Genomic DNA, 24,687 nt, shown 5'->3' with positions numbered 1-24,687 from the left:
CAGGGCTTTTTGTTAAATGCGAACGCAAATATTATTTCATTCTTAACGTTTAAATTGCGTGCAGTAGCATTTCGTGCAAGGTGGTAAAGGGTCGGTATTAATTTCTAAAAACACTCTATGTCCGCACTGAGCACAGAAATAGAAGCCTGTTCCGGGTTTTTCGCCAGCTGTTACCATGATTACATTCCTATAATCGTATATATATTAAACAGGAATATAACCCAGTTAGAGTGATTGTCAATTGTCCATTTCGCCCGATGATGATGGCATAAATGCAAAAAATGTTATTTGTACGATTTATCTTACACAGATTTAGGGATTTAGCGGATTGGCTGACCCCTGCTTTTTTTCTAATATGGACTCATACAGGAACAGGATGTTCCGGAACATAAAACAACAATAATAGGTTCATGCATCAGGATCGTGAGATACGACAGGAGTCATATCTAGCAACCAAATACGAAAAAGCCCGACAGGATGTCGGGCTTTTTTATACGATAAATCACTTTAAAGAAAATACATTCGAATCAAATTTGCCGCAATAAGCATAAGAATAATAGCCGTTAAACCTGTCAACAAATTGAGTAGTACTTTAGCGATATTTGATAAGTTTGATTTATAGATCTTAACATTTATACCATAGGCACTTGCTCCAAGAACTCCGCCAATAGCACCTCCAACCAACATAAGTACGAGTGGCCAGCCACATAATAGATGCGCTTTAACTGGCAACTTCCTCTCAGCTTGATTATCTAATTTATTTGTTGTTTCCAATTTTTGATCCTTTTTTATATGGATATTTATCTAAAAAAATCTATTTTAAATGCATTTTTTTATGAGGCTATCAACTCTTTTTACACAATGTATAGTAAAAAACCCCATCATCAAGATAGGGCTTTTTTTGAACAATATCAATAATGTTTAACTAAAATATTAAGCCACTTGGCCTTCTAAAAAGTCTTGCGCAAAACGCTGTAATACACCGCCCGCTTCATATACAGAAACTTCTTCTTCTGTATCTAAACGGCAAGTCACAGGTACTTCAAGAATCTCTTCTTTACCATCCGCTGTGGCACGTTCAATCACTAAAGTTAAAGTCGAACGCGGCGCAATATTACCAATCACGCTATAAAGCTCTGTACCATCTAGTTTTAAAGTCTTACGGTTTACACCCGGTTTAAACTCAAGCGGTAACACGCCCATACCCACCAAGTTGGTACGGTGAATACGCTCAAAACCTTCTGCCACAATCGCTTCAACACCCGCAAGGCGTACACCTTTTGCAGCCCAGTCACGGCTTGAACCCTGACCGTAGTCAGCACCCGCGATAATAATTAACGGCTGTTTACGGTTCATGTAGGTTTCAATTGCTTCCCACATACGCATCACTTCGCCTTCTGGCTCTACACGTGCTTTTGAACCTTGCTTAATAGTACCGTCTGAACGGCGAACCATTTCGTTATAGAGTTTCGGGTTTGCAAATGTTGCACGTTGTGCAGTCAAGTGGTCACCACGGTGCGTTGCGTATGAGTTAAAGTCTTCTTCTGGTACGCCCATTTTGTGAAGGTATTCACCCGCAGCCGAATCCATCAAAATCGCATTTGAAGGTGACAAATGGTCGGTGGTGATGTTGTCACCCAAAATCGCAAGCGGACGCATGTTCGCCAAAGTACGTGGTGCAGCCAACGCCCCTTCCCAATATGGTGGACGGCGGATGTAAGTACTTTGCGGACGCCAGTCGTAAAGTGGGCTCTTCGCTTGTTCAACTTCGCCCAAGTCAAACATTGGAATGTAGACTTTACGGAACTGTTCAGGCTTCACGGCTTGCTTAACTAAGGCATCAATTTCAGCGTCAGATGGCCAGATGTCTTTGAGGTAAATCGGGTTACCTTCTTTGTCATGACCTAACGCATCTTTTTCGATGTCAAAACGGATCGTACCTGCAATTGCATATGCCACAACAAGCGGCGGAGATGCCAAGAACGCTTGTTTTGCATAAGGATGGATACGGCCATCGAAGTTACGGTTACCAGAGAGTACTGCGGTTGCGTACAAGTCACGGTCAATAATTTCTTGCTGGATAGCTGGATCTAACGCACCAGACATACCGTTACACGTTGTACAAGCATAAGCCACAATACCAAAACCAAGTTTCTCTAAGTCTTTTAGAACACCTGCTTCTTCAAGGTAAAGTGCAGCCGCTTTTGAACCCGGTGCAAATGATGATTTCACCCAAGGTTTACGAACCAAACCTAGCTCATTTGCCTTACGTGCCAACAAACCTGCCGCCACGGTGTTACGTGGGTTAGAAGTGTTGGTACATGAAGTAATTGCAGCAATAATGATTGCGCCATCTGGCATTAAGCCATCGTCGCGGTTTTCAACAACACCTGCAATGCCTTTTTCTTTAAGGTCGGCAGTTGAAACGCGCGCATGCGGGTTTGATGGGCCAGCAATGTTACGTGTGACTGTCGATAGATCAAAACGTAGTACACGTGGGTACTCTGCTTTGGTCATTTCAGATGCCCAAAGGCCGATTTCTTTTGCGTACTGTTCAACCAATGCCACTTGAGCATCTTCACGGCCTGTTAGGCGTAAGTAGTCGATTGTGTTTTGGTCAATGTAGAACATCGCAGCCGTAGCGCCATATTCTGGTGTCATGTTCGAAATGGTTGCACGGTCACCCACAGACATACTGTCAGCGCCTTCACCAAAGAACTCAAGGTAAGCACCAACCACACGCTCTTTACGCAAGAATTCAGTTAGAGCAAGTACGATATCTGTTGCAGTAATGCCTGCCTGACGCTGACCAACCAACTCAACACCAATAATGTCTGGCAGACGCATCCAAGATGCACGGCCCAACATTACGTTTTCAGCTTCTAAACCACCTACACCCACAGAAATTACGCCCAAAGCGTCTGTATGTGGTGTATGTGAGTCTGTACCGACACATGTGTCTGGGAATGCTACGCCATCACGCGCCTGAATCACCGGAGACATTTTCTCTAGGTTAATCTGGTGCATAATACCGTTCCCCGCAGGGATCACATCGACATTTTTAAATGCAGTTTTGGTCCACTCAATAAAGTGGAAACGGTCTTCGTTACGGCGGTCTTCAACAGCACGGTTTTTTGCAAAAGCGTCTGGGTCAGCACCACCATATTCCACTGCTAAAGAGTGGTCGACAATGAGCTGTGTTGGTACAACCGGGTTAACTTTAGATGGGTCGCCGCCCTTCTCAGCAATCGCATCACGCAAACCTGCAAGGTCAACCAATGCAGTTTGTCCCAAGATGTCATGACACACCACGCGCGCAGGATACCAAGGAAAGTCCAAGTCCTGACGGCGTTCAATCAACTGCGTTAAATAAGCAGTTAAGTTCTCAGCATCGGCACGGCGTACCAATTGCTCTGCGAGTACTTTAGAGGTGTAAGGCAGTTTTTCGTATGCGCCTGGCTGAATATCTTCAACGGCTTGACGCACGTCGTAATATTCAAGCTGGGTACCTGCCAGCGGTTTACGGTATTTTGTGTTCATTAACCACGCTCCGCCAATGGTTTAAATTCGAGGTTTTCAGGGCCTGTGTAGTTCGCGCTTGGACGAATGATTTTGCCGTCTTGGCGTTGTTCGATCACGTGTGCTGACCAACCTGCTGTACGTGCAATTACGAATAACGGTGTAAACATTGCAGTTGGAACACCCATTAAGTGATAGCTCACCGCACTGAACCAGTCGAGGTTCGGGAACATGTTTTTCACTTCTTTCATCACTGCTTCTAAACGCTCAGCGATGAGGTACATTTTGGTGTTCTCTTGCGCTTCTGCTAAGTCATGTGCCACTTTCTTGATCACTTCGTTACGTGGGTCAGAAACTGTATATACAGGGTGACCAAAACCGATCACGACTTCTTTATTTTCAACACGTTTACGGATGTCCGCTTCTGCTTCATCTGGATTGTCGTAACGTTGTTGAATCACGAATGCAACTTCGTTTGCACCACCGTGCTTAGGTCCGCGAAGTGCACCAATACCGCCTGTAATTGCCGAGTACATGTCAGAACCTGTACCTGCAACCACGCGTGACGTAAATGTAGATGCGTTGAACTCATGCTCAGCATACAAAATAAGTGATGTATGCATCGCTTGAATCCACTCTTCACATGGTTTTTCGCCATGAAGTAAATGTAAGAAATGCGCTGCAATTGAGTCGTCATCTGTTTCAACTTCAATGCGACGACCGTTGTTGCTGAAGTGATACCAATAAAGCAGCATTGAACCTAAGCTTGCCATTAATTTGTCAGCAATGTCTTTTGCGCCAGCTTCATTGTGGTCTTCATGTTCTGGCGTTAAACAACCTAGAACTGAAACACCAGTACGCATCACATCCATTGGGTGTGCAGACGGTGGTAATTGTTCAAGTGCAGTTTTAAGTGCTGCCGGTAAACCACGAAGTGCTTTTAATTTTGCTTTATATGCTTTGAGTTCAGCTTTGTTTGGTAATTTGCCATGTACGAGCAAGTGAGCAACTTCTTCAAACTCGCTACCTGCCGCAAGGTCAAGAATGTCATAGCCACGATAGTGCAAGTCGTTACCACTACGTCCTACGGTACAAAGTGCTGTGTTGCCTGCAACTTGTCCGCTAAGTGCAACTGATTTTTTTGGTTTGAAGCCTGTTGTTGTTTCATTTGAGCTCATAAGATTGTCCTTTCCTATCTGAGTTTATTTATTAAGCACGACGGAGTCGCACCGTTTTCACTTCTTATTTCGGGATTAACCTTCGGTTCGACCTACTTTTCTTTCGGGAAAAGTAGGCAAAACCATTGTCATCTGCAAAACTCATCCACAACCATCAAATATCCTATCTATCGCAGAACCAATTTTAAAAAATGTAGTCCTGTCTCAAACAGTTGCAGATGACGCCTCCGAGTATCAGATTCCAATTAATAAACTTTTTAATTTATTACTTCTTTTTAGCAAATGCGTTGTCTAAGTAGTCTTCAAACGCGTAGTAGTTAATGCGTTCATATAACTCTTTACGCGTTTGCATAATATCAACCACATTCTTTTGCGTGCCTTCTTTACGCAAGGTTTCATACACAGTTTCGGCTGCCTTGTTCATGGCACGGAAAGCAGAAAGCGGATAAAGCGCAAGGCTTACATCAGCAGATGCCAACTCTTCAGTGGTAAACAGTGGTGTAGAGCCAAACTCGGTAATGTTTGCCAAAATTGGTACGCCTGTCTTCTGAGCAAATTGCTTGTACATATCAAGCTCGGTAATTGCTTCAGGGAACAACATGTCTGCACCTGCCTCAATGTAGGCACCCGCACGGTCAATTGCCGCTTGTAAGCCTTCAACCGCTAACGCATCAGTACGCGCCATAATCACAAAGCTGTCATCACCACGCGCATCAACCGCAGCTTTAATACGGTCAACCATTTCTTCTTGAGTCACAATGGCTTTGTTCGGACGGTGACCACAACGTTTTTCACCCACTTGGTCTTCAATATGCATTGCCGCAGCACCAAACTTGATCAGTGATTTTGTAGTACGGGCAATATTAAATGCAGAAGCACCAAAGCCTGTGTCAGCATCGACTAATAATGGAAGATCACATACATCAGTAATACGGCGTACGTCGGTCAACACATCATCAAGGTTACTGATTCCTAAATCAGGTAAGCCTAAAGAACCAGCTGCTACACCACCACCTGATAAGTAAATCGCTTTATAACCTGCACGTTTTGCCAAAAGTGCATGATTGGCATTGATGGTTCCAACCACTTGTAATGGCTTTTCTTGGGCTACGGCATCGCGAAATAGCTGACCTGCGGATTGTTTAGCCATTGTTATGTTCTCCTTGTGCTTGTAGCAGTGTTTGCTCAATAATTTTGTAAGAAGCATTGATATGTCGATGCATGAGCAGCTCGGCAAGTTCACCATCGCCTTCTGCAATTGCATCTAAAATACGGATATGTTCGTCCCAAGCTTTGCTCGGTCGATCGGGTGTGTTTGAAAACTGAATTCGGTACATACGGATGAGGTGATAAAGCTCATCACATAGCATTTTTTCTAGGGTTTTATTGCCACTACTTTTGATAATGCAGTAGTGAAAATCGTCCTGCCCTTCTTGCAAGTAATATCCTTTACCTGCTTTAAAGTTTTCATCTTCAGCATGCATACGCAATACATCACGTAATGCCAAAATTTGCTTTTTATCAATATGCTGTGCAGCAAGTTTGCAAGCCAAACCCTCTAAAGAAGCCCGAATTTGGTAAAGCTCTTTAAACTGTTGCAGTGAGAGTGAAACCACGCGCGCGCCCACATGTGCGGTACGCTCAACCAGTCGTTGACCTTCAAGGCGATGAATTGCTTCACGCAAAGGCCCACGGCTAATACCGTAAGTGCGCGCCAGTTCAGGCTCAGAAATTTTGCTACCTGCCGGAATTTGACCCAAAACAATCGCCGTCTGTATTTGCTTAAATACATGCTCGGTCAGTGTTCTTCCCTGACTTTGTAATGGCTCTGGTGCGAAGGTCAAATCTTGCATATTGTCGACAATTTTTAATCAATTATGAGTTTTATAGCGGGATGAATGAAAAAAATCAAGGTGATTGTTGACACTTTGCTGAACGCATCAGGTCAAGTTTTATCGTTTAGCCTGTTCTCTCACCTTATATTTAGAGCATTACACCACTTGCCAGTTAATATTTATAAAACAATAATTTAGTGTCAATTTATCTATAGATTTATGGCACTTTTTTAGTTGCTTTTCGGCCTCTAATCTTTTGTTTCAAACTTTAGTCTACAACCAATGTATTACAGCAAGATTGTAGACAATCTGCTTGAATGAAAGCATGAGTTAGAAATTAGTTTCTATTTACCGTAATTTCTTTTAAATCTTTTTATCATTTTCATCCAGAAAATATCGATATTAGTGAAATTATCAGGTGCTTCACGGTAGCTTTATTGATACATTATTGAGCATCGACATAGTTGTGGCGTATTTTTCGAGACAGAAAAAACCCAGCACTATGCATATTGTTGAATGAAAGGACTTTTTTGATGTTTCAACATATCCCCCCATACGCAGGCGATCCAATTCTCTCTTTAATGGAACAGTTCAATGCTGATACTCGTTCTGAAAAAGTAAACTTGAGTATTGGTCTTTATTATAACGAAGACAGTATTGTTCCTCAGTTAGAGACCATTATCGAGGCACAAAAGCGTATTGAGCCTAAGAACGGTAAAACCAAACTTTATTTGCCAATGGAAGGCTTCAAACCTTACCGTGAAGCAATTCAAGCACTTTTATTTGGTGCAAACAGCCCAGCAGTTAAAGCTGGCCGTGCTGTAACCATCCAAACGCTTGGTGGTTCAGGTGCATTGAAAGTTGGTGCAGATTTCTTAAAAACTTATTTCCCAAATTCAGACGTTTGGGTAAGCCAACCAACTTGGGATAACCACGTTGCGATTTTCAATGGCGCTGGCATCAAGACTCATTTCTACCCATATTTCGATGCAGAAACGCGTGGTGTAGATTTTGACGGTATGTTGTCTACACTTAAAACTTTGCCTGAGCAAAGCATTGTGTTGTTACACCCATGCTGCCATAACCCAACGGGTGCTGACTTAAACCCAGCGCAATGGGACCAAGTGATTGCAGTATTAAAAGATCGTAACCTTATTCCATTCCTAGACATCGCTTACCAAGGTTTTGGTGACGGTATGGAAGAAGATGCGTATGCAATCCGTGCCTTAGACCAAGCGGGTCTAAACTTCATCGTGAGCAACTCGTTCTCTAAAATCTTCTCTTTATATGGCGAGCGTGTTGGCGGCTTAACTTTCGTATGTGACGATGCAGAAGCTGCTCAGTGCACATTCGGTCAGTTAAAAGCGACTGTACGCCGTATTTACTCTAGCCCTCCTACAACAGGTGCTTGGTTAGTTGATGAAGTATTAAATGACGCTGAACTTAACCAACAATGGCAAGGCGAAGTGAAAGAGATGCGTGAGCGTATTATTAAAATGCGTAGCATCTTGAAAGACGAACTTACTAAAGCATTACCAGATCGTGACTTTAGCTACCTTGTAAACCAAAAAGGTATGTTTAGCTACACAGGTCTAACTGCTGAGCAAGTAGATATCTTGCGTGAAGAATATGCAATCTACTTAGTACGTAGTGGCCGTATTTGTGTAGCAGGTTTAAACATGAACAATGTTTACACTGTTGCTAAAGCGATGGCTGAAGTGCTTGCTAAATCAGTAGAAGCAGCATAAATCATCTATTAAAAAAGGCGCTTCGGCGCCTTTTTTTATGTCTCGATATTAAGATTTAGCCTTACCCCAATATTTCAGTTTTGAGGTATGGCCAATACCCACATTAAAGCTATTGGTTGGGTCGAGTTTTTGATAGAAATTGGCTAATGCAGGTTTGGCAATGTAAAGATGCCCAACATTATGCTCTGCCGGATATTCAGCACGGCGCGCATCGAGTAATTTCCACATTTGATGTTCCATTTCTAACGGGTCATGGCCCTTTTTAAGGATATAGTCCTGATGGAACACATGACAAAAGAAATGCCCATAATAGAGTTTATGGATGATTTTCTTTTCCATCTCGGCTGGTAGTTGCTCTACCCATTCGCGGTCATTACGACGTAGCGCAATATCAAGCGCTACAATATCTTCAACTTCACTACGGTGCGTATCACGATAACGAATTGCCGCCCCTGCAATCGCAAAACGGTGTAAGAACGCCTTTCGCCCCTCTTCTTCGCTACATACGAAATAGTTACCTGACTGATGCACAGTAAAATATTCTTTTAAAAACTGCTCTGTCTGTGCTTTCGAATTATTTTCGACACGTAAAACCAAATGGTGCTCATAACGGTCTCGATATTCGGTCATACGCTTCGGCAAATGACTCGGTAAAAAGAAGGTAATCGCCTGTAAAATCTGGTCTGTTAAACCTTTTATTTTAAATTTTTCTAAAAAGCCATCGACTTTATCTTTCATCGCAAAGGCTTTTGGAACATTGGCTGTACCAAATTTTTCAATAAATAAGAACGTGTCTTTTCCGTACTTTTCACCAATCAAGTAAGCATCTCGATGAATATATTCACCCGCAATCGGTAGGCTTGGCAGTGAGGTCAGTAAGTAACGACGAATGGCCGTTAAATCATCGGCATCATTACTACCAATATAAAAAACACTGCTCTCTACTTTTTCATAGGTATCAAGGCGTACAGCAAACACACAGACTTTACCTGCCGAACCTGATGCTTCAAATAATCGTGACGGGTCTGCATTAAAACGAGCAGGCGTATCCTCATCCACTTGCGTCACGTCGTGCGCATAGCGATGGTCCGATGCCTGCTTTTCGTTGTCATCTAAAATATCTACGGCTTGGTATTGCTGCTTCTCTAAACGAGTCAAAATTTCTTCGGGTGTCGAGCCTAAATTCACCCCTAAATGATTCACCAGCTCTAATTGACCAGCAGCATTGACCTGAGCATATAACGCCAGTTCAGTATACGCGGGACCACGGCGTACCAAGGCACCACCAGAGTTATTACATACACCACCGAGTACCGAAGCACCAATACAAGATGAACCAATCACCGAATGTGGTTCACGATTATAGCCTTTTAAAATTTGCTCTAAATTATCTAAGGTCGCACCCGGTAAGCAGATCACTTGCTTACCGTCATGAATGACCTGAATGCCCTTTAATCGGCGCGTGCTCATCACCAAAACAGGACGGTCATAATCATCACCATACGGAGTTGAACCGCCAGTGAGTCCTGTATTTGCTGCCTGCATAATCACAATACAGTCTGCCTCAATTGCAGCCTGCAACACTTGCCATTGCTCTAGCAAGGTCCCTGGTACAACCACTGCAAGCACTTTCCCCTCACCAAAACGGCGACCTTGGCGGTACTGACGCGTACTTTGGTCATCGGTCAAAACATAAGAACGCCCTACAATATTTTGTAAGCGTTCGATCACTGCTTGAGGAGAAAATGTTTGCATGATGGTTTCCTTTTGGTCATCCATTTATCAAATTAGACCAACACGACGGGATCTTACCGTTTGTAATTTATAATTTAATTAGCTCATTCTCTAATGTGAATCAGCCCTATATTTACTATCGTGGTGGCGGCATGGATGCCGCCTGTTGAGCAACCGTACAAGGAAGTACGGTTTGCTCAACAAAAGGTTTTTGGTTACTTTTGACCTTTCAAAAGTGACAAATGCCTATACGTAAAACATCAGCAAATCACCAAATTTTGAGGCTGTGCTTATTGCTTTACTTACCATGTCTTAAAGTCCTTGTTTAATCGCCTGTACTAAACAATCCGCATTAATATCCGAAATCGACTTAGCACCCGTGAGCGTCATCGCAACACGCATTTCCTTATCAATTAAATCAAGTAAGTTCGACACACCTTGTCCACCTGCTGCAGCCAAGGCATAAACAAACGCACGGCCAAGTAAAACCGTATCCGCACCAAGCGCCAACATGCGCACCACGTCTAAACCATTACGAATACCTGAGTCAGCCAAAATTGCTAAGTCACCTTTGACTGCATCAGCAATTGCAGGCAATGCACGAGCAGAAGACATCACGCCATCTAACTGACGACCACCGTGATTCGATACCACAATGCCATCTGCACCAAAACGCACAGCATCTTTGGCATCTTCAGGATCTAAAATACCTTTAATCACCATTGGGCCATCCCAAAACTCACGAATCCACTCAAGGTCTTTCCATGAAATGGATGGGTCAAAGTTCGAGCCTAACCAACCAATATAATCTTCAAGCCCAGTCGGCTTACCTAAATATTTAGAGATATTTCCCAAATCGTGCGGACGACCCATTAAGCCCACATTCCATGACCAGTGCGGATGAAACACTGACTGCATATAACGGCGCATCGCAGCATTTGGCCCACTCATACCCGAATGGGCATCACGATAACGTGCACCCGGTACAGGCATATCTACGGTAAACACCAGTGTTGAACAACCTGCCGCTTTTGCACGTTCCAAAGCATTACGCATAAAACCGCGGTCACGTAATACATAAAGCTGGAACCACATCGGACGGTTAATTGCAGGTGCAACTTCCTCAATCGGGCAAACAGAAACCGTTGAAAGCGTAAATGGAATACCTTTTTTATCGGCTGCCATTGCGGCTTGTACTTCACCACGGCGTGCATACATACCTGTTAAACCCACAGGAGCCAAGGCAACTGGCATCGACAGCGTTTCATTAAACAGTTTTGTCTCTAAACTCAACGCGGACATGTCATTCAGCACACGCTGACGCAATGCAATTTCTGACAAATCTTGTACGTTACGCTTTAAGGTATATTCCGAATACGCTCCACCATCAATATAGTGAAATAAAAATGGGGGTAAGCGACGTTGTGCCGCAGCACGATAATCATTGCCAGAAGAAATAATCATTTTGAATCAACTCTATTTAAACGATTTGCACGTTTCTGGCGAGCTTCATCTTCATCCAGAGAACGCACATGATTAATCACAAATTCAATATGACCGCAAACAGCTTGGCGTGCGGCCTCGGGATCTTTACGATCAATAGCATCCATCACCTGAAAATGCTGCTCGCTCAGCAAGTCACCATTTACGGGGTCGTTATAAACTTTCTTACGCCCTAACAAGACGTTGTATTGCAGCAAATCAAATAGACTTCGCATCATTTGAATCAGCACCACATTGTGGGAGGCTTCAGCAATCGCCAAGTGGAATTCAGCATCCGCGACCGCAGCCTGTGCTGAGTCACCCGCATTTTGATGGCGACTAATTTCATTAAAATAATGATGAATTTTGGCGCGATCTTCTGGGGTCGAACGTAACGCGGCATACCATGCAGTTCCCCCTTCGAGCACCAAACGCGCCTCTTGCACATCAAAACGGTATAACGGATCTTCTTCAATCAGGTTACTGATTGGATTCACAATCAGTTGCTGTGGCCATTGTTCAGGTAATTGCTGAATATAAGTTCCATCACCACGGCGACTAATCAGTACACCTTGACTATTGAGCTGTTGAATTGCTTCACGTAAGGATGGACGAGAAACTCCTAAGCTAGTTGCAAGCTGGCGCTCGGCAGGCAAGCGGTCACCTTTTTTCATGTGACGCTCTTCAATTAATGCCTGCAATTTCATGACCACTTGATCGGAGATTCTCATCGCGTTTCCTTCACTGGAGTTATGGAATCATCCACGGAACCAGATAAGCCTGAACCGTGATAATGATGCCAACAAAGACAGTGAATATGATGCTATGTTTTACCGTGAAACGGAACAAGTCAGACTCTTTTCCAACTAAGCCTACTGCGGCACACGCAATCGCAATCGACTGCGGAGAAATCATCTTACCGGTCACACCACCGCTGGTATTCGCAGCGACCAATAACACTTCCGGAATACCAATTTGCTGAGCTGTAGTTGCCTGTAGTGCCGAGAACAAAGCATTTGAAGAAGTGTCTGAACCAGTAAGGAACACACCAAGCCAACCCAAAAATGGCGAGAAGAAAGTAAACGCATGACCCGTATGCGATAGAGCCAAAGCCAAAGTTGCAGATAAACCTGAATAGTTCGCAATAAAAGCAAATGCCAACACCATACCAATCGAGTAAATCGGTGTTTTTAACTCATTGAGCGTTTCACCGAAGGTTGTTACTGCCTCACTTGCTTTCATTTTTAAGAAAATAACTGTGATGATTGCAGCAATAAAAATTGCAGTACCTGTTGCAGAGAACCAGTCAAACTTATAAATCGCTTCGTATGGTTTCATCTCGGACACAATCGGTGGCATTTTCTCGACCAATTTGTGTAAATACGGCACTTCAAGTTTAAAAATCCAGTGTTCAAGAGCACCATCTTTTGCAAATAATGCTTTGAATGGCTTAACGCTCCAAATCGTGACCATTACCGTTAAAATAGCAAATGGAGACCATGCTTTTGCAATTTTCCCAATGCTATAACGTTGAACTGTTGTAGGTTGCTGAGTCAAAGTCTGACCCGCTTCAGGTTCAAAACGGAAAATATGTTTTGGTTTCCAAACACGGAATAACAACGTCAGGCTGACCAATGAAGCAATTGCTGCGGTAATGTCTGGTAACTCAGGGCCAATAAAGTTAGAGGTGAGATACTGAGCAATCGCAAAAGCACCACCACCGACCAATACCGCAGGCCAAGTTTCCTTAACACCACGCCAGCCATCCATAATCGCCATAATCCAGAACAGCACAATAATGGTTAAAAATGGCAACTGACGACCCACCATCTGGCTAATTTCCATAGTGTCTACACCAGAAACCTGCCCCGCCACAATAATTGGAATACCCATTGCACCGAATGCAACTGGCGCTGTATTTACAATTAAACATAAACCAGCAGCGTAAAGTGGTTTAAACCCTAAGCCGACAAGTAGTGCTGCGGTAATTGCGACAGGAGCACCAAAGCCCGCAGCTCCTTCAAGGAAAGTACCAAATGCAAAACCAACGAGTAACATTTGCAAACGTTGGTCTTCGGTAATAGATAGAATGCTTGAGCGGATAATTTCAAACTGGCCTGTTTTTACCGAAATCTTGTATAGAAAAACTGCCCCGATAATGATCCATGAAATTGGCCATAGACCGTAGAAGAAACCGTAAATGATTGACGCAAAGGCCATTTGACCCGGCATTTGATAGAAAAATAGCGCAATCAGTAATGCAATAATAACTGTGCCCGTACCCGCGATACTGCCTTTTAAACGAAAAACAGCTAAGGCCAAAAAGAAGAAAATAATCGGGATTAATGCAACCGCACTAGACAGCCAAATATTATTTAAAGGGTCATAAAGTTGTTGCCACATATTGAGCATTGTCATCTCCTTGAAATGCCGGGGCGAATTTTTGTACCTTAAAATTTCAACATTCAACACAAATTGGTATGACCAATTAAAATTTAAGTGCAAATGTTTTTCCTTAAACCACAATGCGCATCATAAACACAGTTATTGGTAAGATCAATGATTAAATAATTACCGAAATTGGTATGACCAATAGTGCTAAGTAAAATCAAGCTCTTTCTGATCTATAATTTTTTTTATTCGACTAAAGTCTTAAAAATACTTTCTTATAAACTTAAATATGACCTACAGAAATGAAGTGCAAAATTTGAATATAAAAACTATAAACATACCTGTTTCATGATCTATGTATAATGTGCACACAACTCAAACCACATGTATTGAATTGAATAATGACTACTTTAACGTGTTTTAAAGCTTATGATATCCGAGGAAAACTCGGCACCGAATTGAATGAAGAAATCGCCTATAAAATTGGCCGTGCTTACGGACAAATCTATAAACCAAAGACTGTGGTTGTAGGTTGTGATATTCGTCTAAGCAGTGAGGCCCTAAAACAAGCGACCATCCGCGGGTTAAATGATGCGGGTGTGAATGTGCTTGATTTGGGCATGACGGGTACTGAAGAAGTTTATTTCGCTGCTTTTCATCTAGATGTGCAAGGTGGTATAGAAGTTACTGCAAGTCATAACCCAATGGACTATAACGGTATGAAATTGGTACGCGAAAATGCTCGTCCAATTAGTGCCGATACCGGTTTAAAAGAGATTCAAGCATTAGCAGAGACCAATAACTTTGAAGAAGTTAACCAAAAAGGTACAACTCAAAGCTATAATATTTTGCCTGAGTTCGTTGACCATCTACTGACTTATATTGAACCTGCAAAAATCCGTCCATTAAAGTTAGTGGTAAACGCGGGTAATGGTGCAGCTGGTCATGTGATTGATGCCATTGAAGAAAAATTTAAAACGCTTAATGTACCAGTTGAATTTATTAAAATTCATCATGAAGCAGATGGTACTTTCCCAAATGGCATCCCTAACCCAATTTTAATTGAAAACCGTGACAGTACCCGAAATGCTGTTCTTGAGCATAAAGCAGATATGGGTATTGCATGGGACGGCGACTTTGACCGCTGTTTCTTGTTCGATGAAAAAGGTCAATTCATTGAGGGCTACTATATTGTCGGCCTATTGGCTCAAGCTTTCTTAATCAAACAGTCAGGCGAAAAAATTGTGCATGACCCACGTTTAGTGTGGAACACATTTGATATCGTCGACGAATATAAAGGTGTTGCTGTACAGTCAAAATCGGGGCATGCATTTATTAAAGATGTTATGCGTGAACACAATGCCGTATACGGCGGTGAAATGAGTGCTCACCACTATTTCCGTGATTTTGCTTACTGTGACAGTGGTATGATTCCTTGGCTACTCACCATTGCCCTACTTTCTGAAACAGGACAATCTCTCTCAACACTCGTTGAAAATATGATTGCCAAGTTCCCTTGTAGTGGTGAAATCAACTTTAAAGTAGCCGATACGCAAACTACGATTCAAAAGATTTTCGACTTCTATGCCGATCAAAATCCACAAATTGACCGCACCGATGGGGTAAGCCTCGACTTTGGCGCATGGCGTTTTAACGTCCGTGCCTCAAACACTGAGCCTTTGTTACGTCTTAATATTGAAAGCCGTGCAGACCGTCAAGCTCAGCCAATGCAGCATTATATAGATGAATTGACGGGTTTAATTCAGTCCTAGTTCTATTAAAGCAGTTAAAGAAATATTTATAGTTTATAGTCCTTTTAACTAGAGCCAATATTAATTCGAGTTAAAAGGACTTAACTATAAATTTATATATAATCAAAGAAAGGCAATGAAAAAAATTTATGAATAATAGTTTTCGTTACGATATCAATGGTTTAAGAGCATATGCTGTTATATTAGTTGTTCTATTCCACTTTGGAATATTAGGCTTTTCTGGAGGATTTATTGGTGTAGATATATTTTTTGTTATTTCTGGTTTTTTAATGACAAAAATTATTGTTTCAGGAATAGAGAAAAATTCCTTCAATATTCTAAAATTTTATCTTTCTAGAGCTCACCGAATCATTCCTGCTTTAGCCATTCTATGCCTATTTATTACATTAATAGGCTGGTTTACCTTAACACCTCAAGAATTAAAGGATTATTCAAAACATGCAATTTCTAGTTTGAGTTTTATATCTAATATACAATATTTTAGAGAAGCCGGTTATTTTGATGCTGCTTCACATGAAAAACTTCTTTTACATACTTGGTCATTATCTGTAGAGTGGCAATTTTATATAATCCTACCCTTATTATTAGTATTATTTAATAAAATATTTAAATCAGCAAATACATTAAAAATCCTTTATCTTATTTTATTTTTAATTTCTCTTACATTATCTATTATTGTCTCCAAATCAAATTCATCTGCAGCATTCTATCTTCTTCCAACTCGTGCCTGGGAAATGATGGCTGGTGGTTTAATATTTATATTATTTCAAAACTTAACACTTAATAATTTAACAAAAAAAATTATTGAATGGATAGGGTTTATACTTATAGCAATATCATTAATAATTTTTACAGGATCAACTTTATGGCCAAGTTATAATGCTTTCTTACCTGTTCTAGGAACATTCTTAATTTTACTCGCAAACGATAACAATTCTATATTCACAAATAATAAAATTTGTCAATTTTTAGGAAATTCATCTTATTCTATATATTTGTGGCATTGGCCAATTGTATTTTATTTATCTTATTTTGAAAAAGAAAATAATATTATATACATTACTTTCTCTATAGCTTTATCTATATTTTTAGGATATATTTCATATAAAATTATAGAAATTCCATCTAGAAAATGGTTATCTCAAAAAAAAAATAAACTCTGGATATTTAATTACCTTTACATACCTATTTATTTCTATTAGCTTTTTTTCTTTCCTATATTTAAAAGATGGCTTAATTAAAAGATTTCCTCAAAATATACAAATAATGATAGAAAAGGGTAATGAAAAAAATCCGCTTTTTACAAAATGTCAAATAGGTTCAGGTACAAATGTACCAGAATGCAAATATGGTAATGGCAATATCAAACTAATTGTTATTGGAGATAGTCATACTGAAGCGATGATCCCTGCTATTCAAAAAGCCCTACCACGAGAGTCAGCTCTAATAGACTGGACTTATTCAGGCTGCCCAACGGTAGAAAATATAAAGAAAATTAATAACCCTGATTTTAAATGTGGAGAGGTTATTTCAAAGTTTACAAAGAAAATCAAAAAATATCCTCATACTCCTATTTTAATTATTAATCGAATAAATGTTTTATTTCATGGAGCAAAAGATGGTGATAGTGATATAGTCCACCCTATAAGATATATAGATAAGCCATTTAAAGCATATAATGCTGAGTATGAAAAAACAATGAAAGAGGCCTATATAAATACACTATGTAAATTTTCAGAAAATAATGAAGTGTATGTTACGAGGCCAATACCTGAATTTCCCGTGAACGTACCTAAAATATTAGTACATAGAGAAATTATGAGATCTTCTACCCCTCTAACAATTACTAGAGAAGCACATATTAAACGTAGTCGACTGGCATGGGAAGCGCAAGATGAAGCCGCAAAAAAATGTGGTATAAAGATATTAGACACAACGAATTTTTTTGCGATCAAAAAATTTGTTATTCTGGGAATAAAGGGATTCCATTATATTTTGATGATGATCATTTAAATTTATATGGAACAAGGATTTTACCACCCTTATTTAGAACCATTTTCAATCAATTTAAACGAGCATGAAATAAAATGAAATTCTTTTTGATTTTTTTAATTACTTTACTATATCCTATATCAGGTTATAGCTTTGAAATTTACCAATATATTTTTTGGAAAGATTATATTGATCAACATGGTAAGCATCATTCTAATAGTAATAATTTCCAAGTTTTTTTAAAAGAAAATCATTTAAAACCTATTGAGGTTATTTATCAATATAGATTTCTAAAAAATAATAAGCCTGATAAAGAGAAAATTAAAAAAATAGTTGCAATATCAAAATTAAATCCAACTATTCCTATTTCTTTTGACATTGAGGTAGGTAATAAGTTCAAACCAGAAACTGTTTTACCTGTAGTTAATGAAACACTAGATCTTTACCATCAATATGGGGGGGCTGCTCCTGTTGGGATCTTTGGAGTATTGCCACAAAATCTTTTTGGTTCAGAGGACCTGAATCCAAAAACAAAACAGTTATATAAAGAATTAAATAAACAATACGAAGGAGTTGCTCAAAAAGTTAACTTTCTTAGTCCTGTAGTTTATAATTTGTGGTTCAGAGATTATAATGAGTGGGTACAAAGAACAGACTTTCATATTGAAGAAGCAAAAAAATATGCAAAAAAATACAACCTAAAAGTGATTCCCTACTTTTCTAGTTCATATCTCGATAGAGATTATTTTAACAATAATATAATATATCCTTTAGCAGAGAAGGAAATACAACAGCGCTTAAATTATATACACTCAAAAAATGTAGATGGAGTTATTATTTGGGATTCAAGTATAGGATTTCTAAAAAATGGAAATCGCCCAATCTTTAATGTAAATAAAGGAGGGGCAAAAGCTATTATTAAATTCTCAAAATCATATAATCAATAATTATTATTTATTAAATTTATTTCATTGTATATTAAAAATATAGTAAATACACTCTTCTCCTGTATTTACTATATTATTTAATACTTTTAATAACGTGTTAACCCTTATATCCTTTGGGATTTTGCTTCTGCCAGTTCCAACTATCCTTAAGCATATCCTCTAAACCATATTGTGGCTGCCAACCTAGTTCGGCAATTGCACGAGCATTATCGGCAAAAGATGTCGCCACGTCCCCTGCTCGGCGTGGAGCAAACTCAAAAGCAACTGGTACGCCATTGACCTGCTCAAATGTATTTTTAACTTGCAATACAGATGAGCCATTACCCGTACCAATGTTCCATGCACGGCAGCCTTTCGTTTCCAATCGGTTATTTAGAGCACATAAATGCGCATTCGCCAAGTCAACAACATGGATATAATCTCGCACACCTGTACCATCTACTGTATCGTAATCATTACCATAAATAGATAGTTTCTCACGGCGACCAACAGCAACTTGAGTCACATATGGCATTAAATTATTTGGAATACCTTGCGGGTCTTCACCAATACGTCCGCTTTTATGTGCACCTACTGGGTTAAAATAACGCAGTAAAGCTATCGACCATTCAGAATTAGACTCTGACAATTTTTGTAATAACTGCTCAACAATTAGTTTTGTATATCCATAGTTATTACTTGGCATACCCGTTGGCATTTCTTCATTCAACGGTGATGTATTCGCCTCATCGTACACTGTAGCAGAAGAGCTAAACACAAGCGTATACACACCCGCCTTTTCCATTGATTTAACCAGTTGAATACTGCCAGCAATATTATTATCAAAATAAATGAGTGGCTTTTCTTGGCTTTCGCCGACTGCTTTCAAACCTGCAAAATGAATCACTGCATCAATTGCATGCTCTTGAAATACGCGATCAAGCTCATCTGCATTACGGATATCACCTTTTATAAAAACTAAGCTCTTTTGTGTAATATCTTGAACTCTCGTTAATGATTCTTCAGAGCTGTTTGAAAGATTATCAAAAACAATAACTTCATGACCAGCAGTTAGAAGTTCCACACATGTATGAGAACCAATATAACCTGCACCACCTGTAACTAAAATTTTAGCCATCGACTTTTCCTAATAAAATTTTAATCAAACCACGTGTTGAAGCATCAAGGGTTGAAAGATCATTTTGAGCACCATTTAAAATTGGAAGTAACTGATCAGCAATCTGCTTACCTTTTTCAACACCCCATTGATCAAACGGATTAATATTCCAAATTACTGACTGGACAAATACTTTATGTTCATATAAAGCAATCAACATCCCTAAACTATAGGGATTAAGTTCTTTTAAAAGTAATGTCGAACTTGGCTGATTACCTTCATATTGTTTATAAATTGGTAAATTCTTTAGTTCAGCTGAATCCAAAGCTTCATTACCAAAAGCCAATAAACGTGATTGCGCCAAACAATTTGATAATGCGAGGTGATGTTGTTCAATCAATGCCTCAGCATTCTCCACATACGTAAAGTGATCTGCATTATAACGTTGGATCGGTGCAATAAAATCACAGCTTACTGCCTGTGTTCCTTGATGAAGTAGCTGATAAAATGCATGTTGAGCATTTGGACCAACCTCACCCCATACAATCGGGCAAGTATCTAATTCAACTTTTTGGCCATCACGTTGTACCGACTTACCATTAGACTCCATTTCAAGCTGCTGCAAATAGGCAGCAAAATACTTTAATCTTCCGTCATAAGGTAATACCGCATGGGTTTGAATATTTAAAAAATTATTATTCCAAATACCGAGTAATGCCATGAGAACCGGTATATTTTGCTCAAAGCTTGTATTTTGAAAGTGCTCATCAACAGCATGTGCGCCAGCTAAAAGCTGTTGAAAGCCATCTATACCAATCGTTAGGGCTATAGGGAAACCAATACAAGACCAAAGAGAATAACGTCCACCTACCCAGTCCCAAAGCAACAACTGATTTTCAGGAGCAATACCCCACTCAGTCATTTTTTCAGCTTTTGTAGATACACCAATGAAGTGACTTTTTACGACGCGATCATGCTTGCCTAAAGCTTTTTCAAGCCACTGACGAACTGTTTGTGCATTTGATAAGGTATCAATGGTACCAAATGACTTTGAAGAAATAATAAATAACGTCGTTTCCGGACGTAGTTGATGGAGCAAGTCTGATAACTGGCTACCATCCATAGTCGAAACAAAGTGTACATTAAGCGGTTTGGCAGTCTTTACCTTAAAATCGCATAGCGCATGGGTCACCATTTGAGGCCCTAAATCGGAACCACCTACACCAATATTAACGACATCCTGAATCACCTCACCCGTAGCACCACGATATTGCCCAGCATGGATTTTTTCAACCAAGGCGTACATACGCTGTAATTGGGTATGAACCTGTTTTGTGAGCTCAGGAAATTTAGAATATTCCGATGGTAAACGTAAGGCCCAGTGCATAGCTGCACGCTGCTCAGTACAGTTGACTTTGTCTTGGGAAAATAAGCGCTCAATCCAGTGAGTCAATTGTTTCGTCTTTGCTAAAGCAAACAATTGTTCTAGAACACTTTTAGTTATACGGTGTTTACTATAATCAAAAACCAATTGATCGAACTTTACCGAATAGTTTTGAAAGCGGTCTTGCTCGGCTGCAAATAATTCTTTGATATGTAATTTTGAATTCTTCTCAACTAAGGAATGAAGCTGTGCTATAGGCGAGACTAACTCTTTAGGAAACTTCTCGATAGATTTACTCATAATCGACCTACTCCTTCATAAGCGAAACCTTTTGCTTTCACATATGCCGGATCGTAAATATTACGCCCATCCAAAATAAGAGGATGCTGCATTACTTGTTGTAACTGTTTAAAATCAGGGCTCCAATATTGTTTCCATGCTGTCACTAAGCATAAAGCATGAGCTCCCTGTGCAGCTTCATATTGGTCAGCACATAAAACCAGATCTTCACGGTCTCCATAAGTTGTTGCGATCTCATCTAAGGCTTGTGGGTCATGCAAACGCACTTTTACCCCTTGTGCCCATAATGCAGCTAACAAAATATGAATCGGTGAGTTATGAGTACTAGAGGTGTTTTCCTTAAATGAAGCCCCCCAGATTGCAACAGTTTTACCGCTCAAATCACAGTGATAATAATTCCATAATTTACGGAATAAAATTTCTTTTTGTTGCTCATTAATCGCCCACACTTGCTCGAGTAGCCGACTTTTAGCGCCTGTTCCAGATACAGTACTCGAAAGGGTTAAAATATCATGTGAAAAGTTTTCACCACCAAATCCAACACCTGCCGACAAATAGGCTGCTCCAATACGTGTATCTGCAGCCATACCATGTTTTACATTAGCAATATCAATACCGAGTTTTTCAGCGACCATCGCCAAATCATTCATGTAGCTAATACGGGTTGCCAACATTCCCGAAATGCTGAGCTTGGTAAATTCAGCATCTAAAATTGGCATAAATAAATATTGATAGCTAAAACGGAAAAAAGGACGTAACAACTCTTGCATAGTATCTTGAGCATAGCTCGATTCAACACCAACAATTACATGTTTTACGTTCAGCACACTATTAATCGCATTTCCTTCTTGAATCACATCAGGAAAATAAACCCACTCATCTTTTGGCAAATGTTGTTTTAATTGTTCCGTACCATGTAGACCAAAAGTAGAGCCATTAATCATTAAGCGTGGATGAACTATAGGGCGCTCGCTCAACTTTTCAACTGTTTTTAAAGCAAGCTCGATTTGTGTTGGGCTAAAACAAAATAAATAAACTTCAATATCTAAAGGAATTTCAGAAAAGGGACTTTCTTTTAAAAAACCTGCTTTTCTCTGTTTATTTAAATATTGATTAACTTCTTGATCTTGATAAGAAAGTATAGAAATGTTTTCTTCACAGGTGACACTTGTACACCAATAGATCTGATTACCATATTCAGCTAATAATGCTGCCATTACACCAGCATGTAAGGTGGTTCCAAATACCGCGATTTTCATTGTACACCTGATTTTAATATTCTATAAAATTCTCTTCCCTTTACAGGAAGAGAATATATTGCTCTGCTCATATATTCATTCGTTTTTACAAATAGTTAAGCAGAGCTACAAAATTTTATAATTTAAGTTCCTGAATCAACTGTTTAAAGTCATTTCCTAACTTAGGGTGTTCAACTCCATAGTGTAGTACAGCTTTTAAATAGCCAAGCTTACTGCCACAGTCAAAGGTTTGCCCCTGCATACGATAAGCTTCAACAGTATCTGTGTCTTGAAGCATTGCAATTGCATCAGTTAACTGAATTTCATTACCCGCACCTTTCGGTGTATTCTCAAGTAATTGCATAATTTTAGCAGGTAATACATAGCGGCCAACCACAGATAAGTTTGATGGTGCAGAGCCTACAGCAGGCTTTTCAACAATACCCTGCATAGCAATACTTTCACCTTCATTTGGGCTATGTTTTACATCCACAATTCCATATTGATCTACTAAATGGTCTGGCACTGCCTCAACCATGATTTGAGCAGCTTGGCTTGAGTTGTAACGAGAAATCATACGGGATAGATCATTTTGTCCAGATCTATCTTTCACTAATACATCTGGTAATAGCACAGCAAAATCATCTTGACCAACAACACTCTTTGCACATAACACAGCATGCCCTAAGCCTAAAGGCTGAGGTTGTCTTACACTTACTACACTCACATGCTCAGGCACAATCTGAGTAATCTCTGCAAGTAAATCAAATTTTTTCTTTTGTTCTAGGGTGGTTTCCAACTCAAAGTTTCGGTCGAAATAATTTTCAATTGATGCTTTCGATGAGTGAGTGACTAAAATAATTTGCTCAATTCCAGCCTCTACCGCCTCGCGTACCACATATTCAATAGCAGGACGGTCAACGACTGTAACCATTTCCTTTGGAATAGACTTACTTGCCGGTAAAAAACGTGTGCCTAAACCGGCTACTGGTAAAACTGCTTTTTTGATCATAATTAAGATTTCAGGATATAAAATTTACTTTACAGACGAATCGACATTTTCTTGAGTATCGTTACCCTTAAACAAAGATGGTCCAACATGTCCTGGCGCATTAATGCCTTCACGACTTAACATTACTTTGACTGTTTTAAACATGATTTTAAAGTCGACCCAGACGTTGTGGTTATCTACATACCATACATCACATTTAAATCGTTCCTCATAATCGAGTTCGTTACGCCCACTTACCTGAGCCAAGCCTGTCATACCTGGGCGAACTTCTAAACGACGTGCTTGTTCCGGTGAATATAAGGCAACAAAGTCTTTTAGCATTGGACGCGGACCGACTACACTCATGTCACCTTTTAATACATTAATGAGCTGTGGCATTTCATCTAGGCTAGTTGAACGCAATTTTTGACCAAATGGAGTAATACGAGCTTCATCTGGCAATGGATTCCCATTAGCGTCAAAAGCATCTTTCATTGAACGGAACTTAATCATTTTAAATAATTTTCCGTCCTTTCCAGGTCTTTCTTGGTAAAAGAATATTGGTGAACCTAAATTTTTACGGACCTTATATGCAACAATCAGAAATATTGGCGACAGTAAGGTTAAAGCTATCAACGAAATGACAATGTCTACTAGACGCTTCATATTTTCATTCACTCTCTTCTCAATCTTTCCTAGGAAAGCATATATAAACATGAAAGTAATATAGATTACACACTATTAACTTCGACTTAAGAAATAACGAAGCTGAATCAAAGATAAGACACAACATTATAGTAGTGTATTAAAGTTCCCATTTCAAACTTTGTAATCTCAACTAATAAAATTACAATAAAAAATAAATACACAACACTTAGTATTTAAATTTTATATAAAAGTTACAAAAATTAAAAATTATACATACACCTCATAGTCAGTAACTATTAATTATTTCCAATTAACTTCACACCTAAATGTAGTCACCTACACACTAAAAAATATACAAATCAGAATTATAACTAGACTTTTCTCTAAAAAATACATCCAACTAACGAAAAATATATAAACTTTATAGGACTG

20 protein-coding genes and 1 pseudogene are annotated in these 24,687 nt (G+C 39.6%); 6 read left to right on the top strand and 15 right to left on the bottom strand.

All coding sequences use genetic code 11. From position 1 onward, the window contains the following. Positions 1–42: 42 nt before the first annotated feature. The 6 genes from EGT34_RS21120 to EGT34_RS11810 form a co-directional block, all read right to left on the bottom strand. A complete protein-coding gene (locus tag EGT34_RS21120) occupies positions 43–177 on the bottom strand; it encodes a zinc ribbon-containing protein (protein ID WP_001983336.1) in 135 nt (44 codons plus the stop codon). Between the two features lie 330 nt (positions 178–507). Further along, a complete protein-coding gene (locus EGT34_RS11830) occupies positions 508–774 on the bottom strand; it encodes a hypothetical protein (RefSeq protein ID WP_000450436.1) in 267 nt (88 codons plus the stop codon). Positions 775–933: 159 nt separating this feature from the next. After that, entirely contained in the window at positions 934–3,540 is a 2,607-nt protein-coding gene (gene acnD / locus EGT34_RS11825) for a Fe/S-dependent 2-methylisocitrate dehydratase AcnD (RefSeq protein WP_001093585.1), read from the bottom strand. After that, positions 3,540–4,697 carry a bifunctional 2-methylcitrate synthase/citrate synthase gene (gene prpC / locus EGT34_RS11820; protein ID WP_000097514.1) on the bottom strand — a complete coding sequence of 386 codons (1,158 nt, stop codon included), beginning with the start codon at positions 4,695–4,697 and terminating at the stop codon, positions 3,540–3,542. The genes acnD and prpC overlap by 1 nt, the downstream gene beginning before the upstream one ends. A gap of 265 nt (positions 4,698–4,962) precedes the next feature. Then, the gene (gene prpB / locus EGT34_RS11815) at positions 4,963–5,847 is read right to left on the bottom strand and encodes a methylisocitrate lyase (protein ID WP_017725591.1); all 885 of its coding nucleotides are present in this window, start codon (positions 5,845–5,847) and stop codon (positions 4,963–4,965) included. Next, positions 5,840–6,550: a GntR family transcriptional regulator gene (locus EGT34_RS11810; RefSeq protein WP_001153625.1), complete on the bottom strand. Its 711-nt coding sequence runs from the start codon at positions 6,548–6,550 to the stop codon at positions 5,840–5,842. Before EGT34_RS11810 ends, prpB begins: the two co-directional genes overlap by 8 nt. A 45-nt stretch (positions 6,551–6,595) precedes the next feature. Here EGT34_RS11810 and EGT34_RS11805 point away from each other — a divergent pair, with 45 nt between their 5' ends. Both EGT34_RS11805 and EGT34_RS11800 read left to right on the top strand, forming a co-directional pair. Beyond that, entirely contained in the window at positions 6,596–6,730 is a 135-nt protein-coding gene (locus EGT34_RS11805; RefSeq protein ID WP_086241980.1) for a hypothetical protein, read from the top strand. 335 nt (positions 6,731–7,065) lie between these two features. Beyond that, entirely contained in the window at positions 7,066–8,280 is a 1,215-nt protein-coding gene (locus tag EGT34_RS11800) for an aromatic amino acid transaminase (RefSeq protein ID WP_000486246.1), read from the top strand. A 48-nt stretch (positions 8,281–8,328) separates the two neighbouring features. Here the strand turns inward: EGT34_RS11800 and dld are convergent, their stop codons facing one another. The 4 genes from dld to lldP form a co-directional block, all read right to left on the bottom strand. Further along, on the bottom strand, positions 8,329–10,035 hold the full coding sequence (gene dld / locus EGT34_RS11795; protein ID WP_001193030.1) for a D-lactate dehydrogenase: 1,707 nt from the start codon (positions 10,033–10,035) through the stop codon (positions 8,329–8,331). Positions 10,036–10,326: 291 nt separating this feature from the next. Further along, positions 10,327–11,478: an FMN-dependent L-lactate dehydrogenase LldD gene (gene lldD / locus EGT34_RS11790; RefSeq protein WP_000587290.1), complete on the bottom strand. Its 1,152-nt coding sequence runs from the start codon at positions 11,476–11,478 to the stop codon at positions 10,327–10,329. Beyond that, positions 11,475–12,227, bottom strand: coding sequence for a transcriptional regulator LldR (lldR, locus tag EGT34_RS11785; RefSeq protein WP_001222772.1), 753 nt, complete (start codon positions 12,225–12,227; stop codon positions 11,475–11,477). The genes lldD and lldR overlap by 4 nt, the downstream gene beginning before the upstream one ends. A 19-nt stretch (positions 12,228–12,246) precedes the next feature. After that, a complete protein-coding gene (gene lldP / locus EGT34_RS11780; protein ID WP_171057068.1) occupies positions 12,247–13,914 on the bottom strand; it encodes an L-lactate permease in 1,668 nt (555 codons plus the stop codon). Positions 13,915–14,288: 374 nt separating this feature from the next. On the opposite strand from lldP, the gene EGT34_RS11775 reads away from it, so the two are divergent. The 4 genes and pseudogenes from EGT34_RS11775 (at position 14,289) to EGT34_RS11765 (ending at position 18,598) form a co-directional block, all read left to right on the top strand. After that, entirely contained in the window at positions 14,289–15,659 is a 1,371-nt protein-coding gene (locus tag EGT34_RS11775; protein ID WP_024437048.1) for a phosphomannomutase/phosphoglucomutase, read from the top strand. A 128-nt stretch (positions 15,660–15,787) separates the two neighbouring features. Continuing rightward, complete coding sequence (locus EGT34_RS21260) at positions 15,788–16,861, top strand: acyltransferase family protein (protein WP_227503877.1); 1,074 nt, start codon at positions 15,788–15,790, stop codon at positions 16,859–16,861. 64 nt (positions 16,862–16,925) lie between these two features. After that, positions 16,926–17,740 (top strand): annotated as a pseudogene (locus EGT34_RS21255) (SGNH hydrolase domain-containing protein). Between the two features lie 6 nt (positions 17,741–17,746). After that, positions 17,747–18,598, top strand: a complete 852-nt coding sequence (locus EGT34_RS11765) for a hypothetical protein (RefSeq protein ID WP_024437047.1) — start codon at positions 17,747–17,749, stop codon at positions 18,596–18,598. Between the two features lie 97 nt (positions 18,599–18,695). On the opposite strand, the gene galE is transcribed toward EGT34_RS11765, so the two are convergent. The 5 genes from galE to EGT34_RS11740 all read right to left on the bottom strand — a co-directional run bounded on the left by galE (position 18,696) and on the right by EGT34_RS11740 (position 24,273). Next, entirely contained in the window at positions 18,696–19,715 is a 1,020-nt protein-coding gene (gene galE / locus EGT34_RS11760) for a UDP-glucose 4-epimerase GalE (RefSeq protein WP_024437046.1), read from the bottom strand. Next, positions 19,708–21,378 (bottom strand): glucose-6-phosphate isomerase, encoded by a 1,671-nt coding sequence (pgi, locus tag EGT34_RS11755; RefSeq protein ID WP_002133346.1) that lies wholly within the window; start codon positions 21,376–21,378, stop codon positions 19,708–19,710. Before pgi ends, galE begins: the two co-directional genes overlap by 8 nt. After that, positions 21,375–22,637: a nucleotide sugar dehydrogenase gene (locus EGT34_RS11750; RefSeq protein ID WP_031974852.1), complete on the bottom strand. Its 1,263-nt coding sequence runs from the start codon at positions 22,635–22,637 to the stop codon at positions 21,375–21,377. The genes pgi and EGT34_RS11750 overlap by 4 nt, the downstream gene beginning before the upstream one ends. A 115-nt stretch (positions 22,638–22,752) precedes the next feature. Further along, positions 22,753–23,628, bottom strand: coding sequence for a UTP--glucose-1-phosphate uridylyltransferase GalU (gene galU, locus EGT34_RS11745; protein WP_031974853.1), 876 nt, complete (start codon positions 23,626–23,628; stop codon positions 22,753–22,755). Between the two features lie 24 nt (positions 23,629–23,652). Further along, complete coding sequence (locus tag EGT34_RS11740; protein ID WP_031974854.1) at positions 23,653–24,273, bottom strand: sugar transferase; 621 nt, start codon at positions 24,271–24,273, stop codon at positions 23,653–23,655. Positions 24,274–24,687 lie beyond the last annotated feature (414 nt).

The sequence above is a fragment of the Acinetobacter sp. FDAARGOS_558 genome (genome assembly GCF_003937785.1).
Lineage (GTDB): Bacteria > Pseudomonadota > Gammaproteobacteria > Pseudomonadales > Moraxellaceae > Acinetobacter > Acinetobacter baumannii.
The sequence above is the reverse complement of the archived record's forward strand: the minus strand, read 5'-3'. Positions and strand labels throughout refer to the sequence as shown.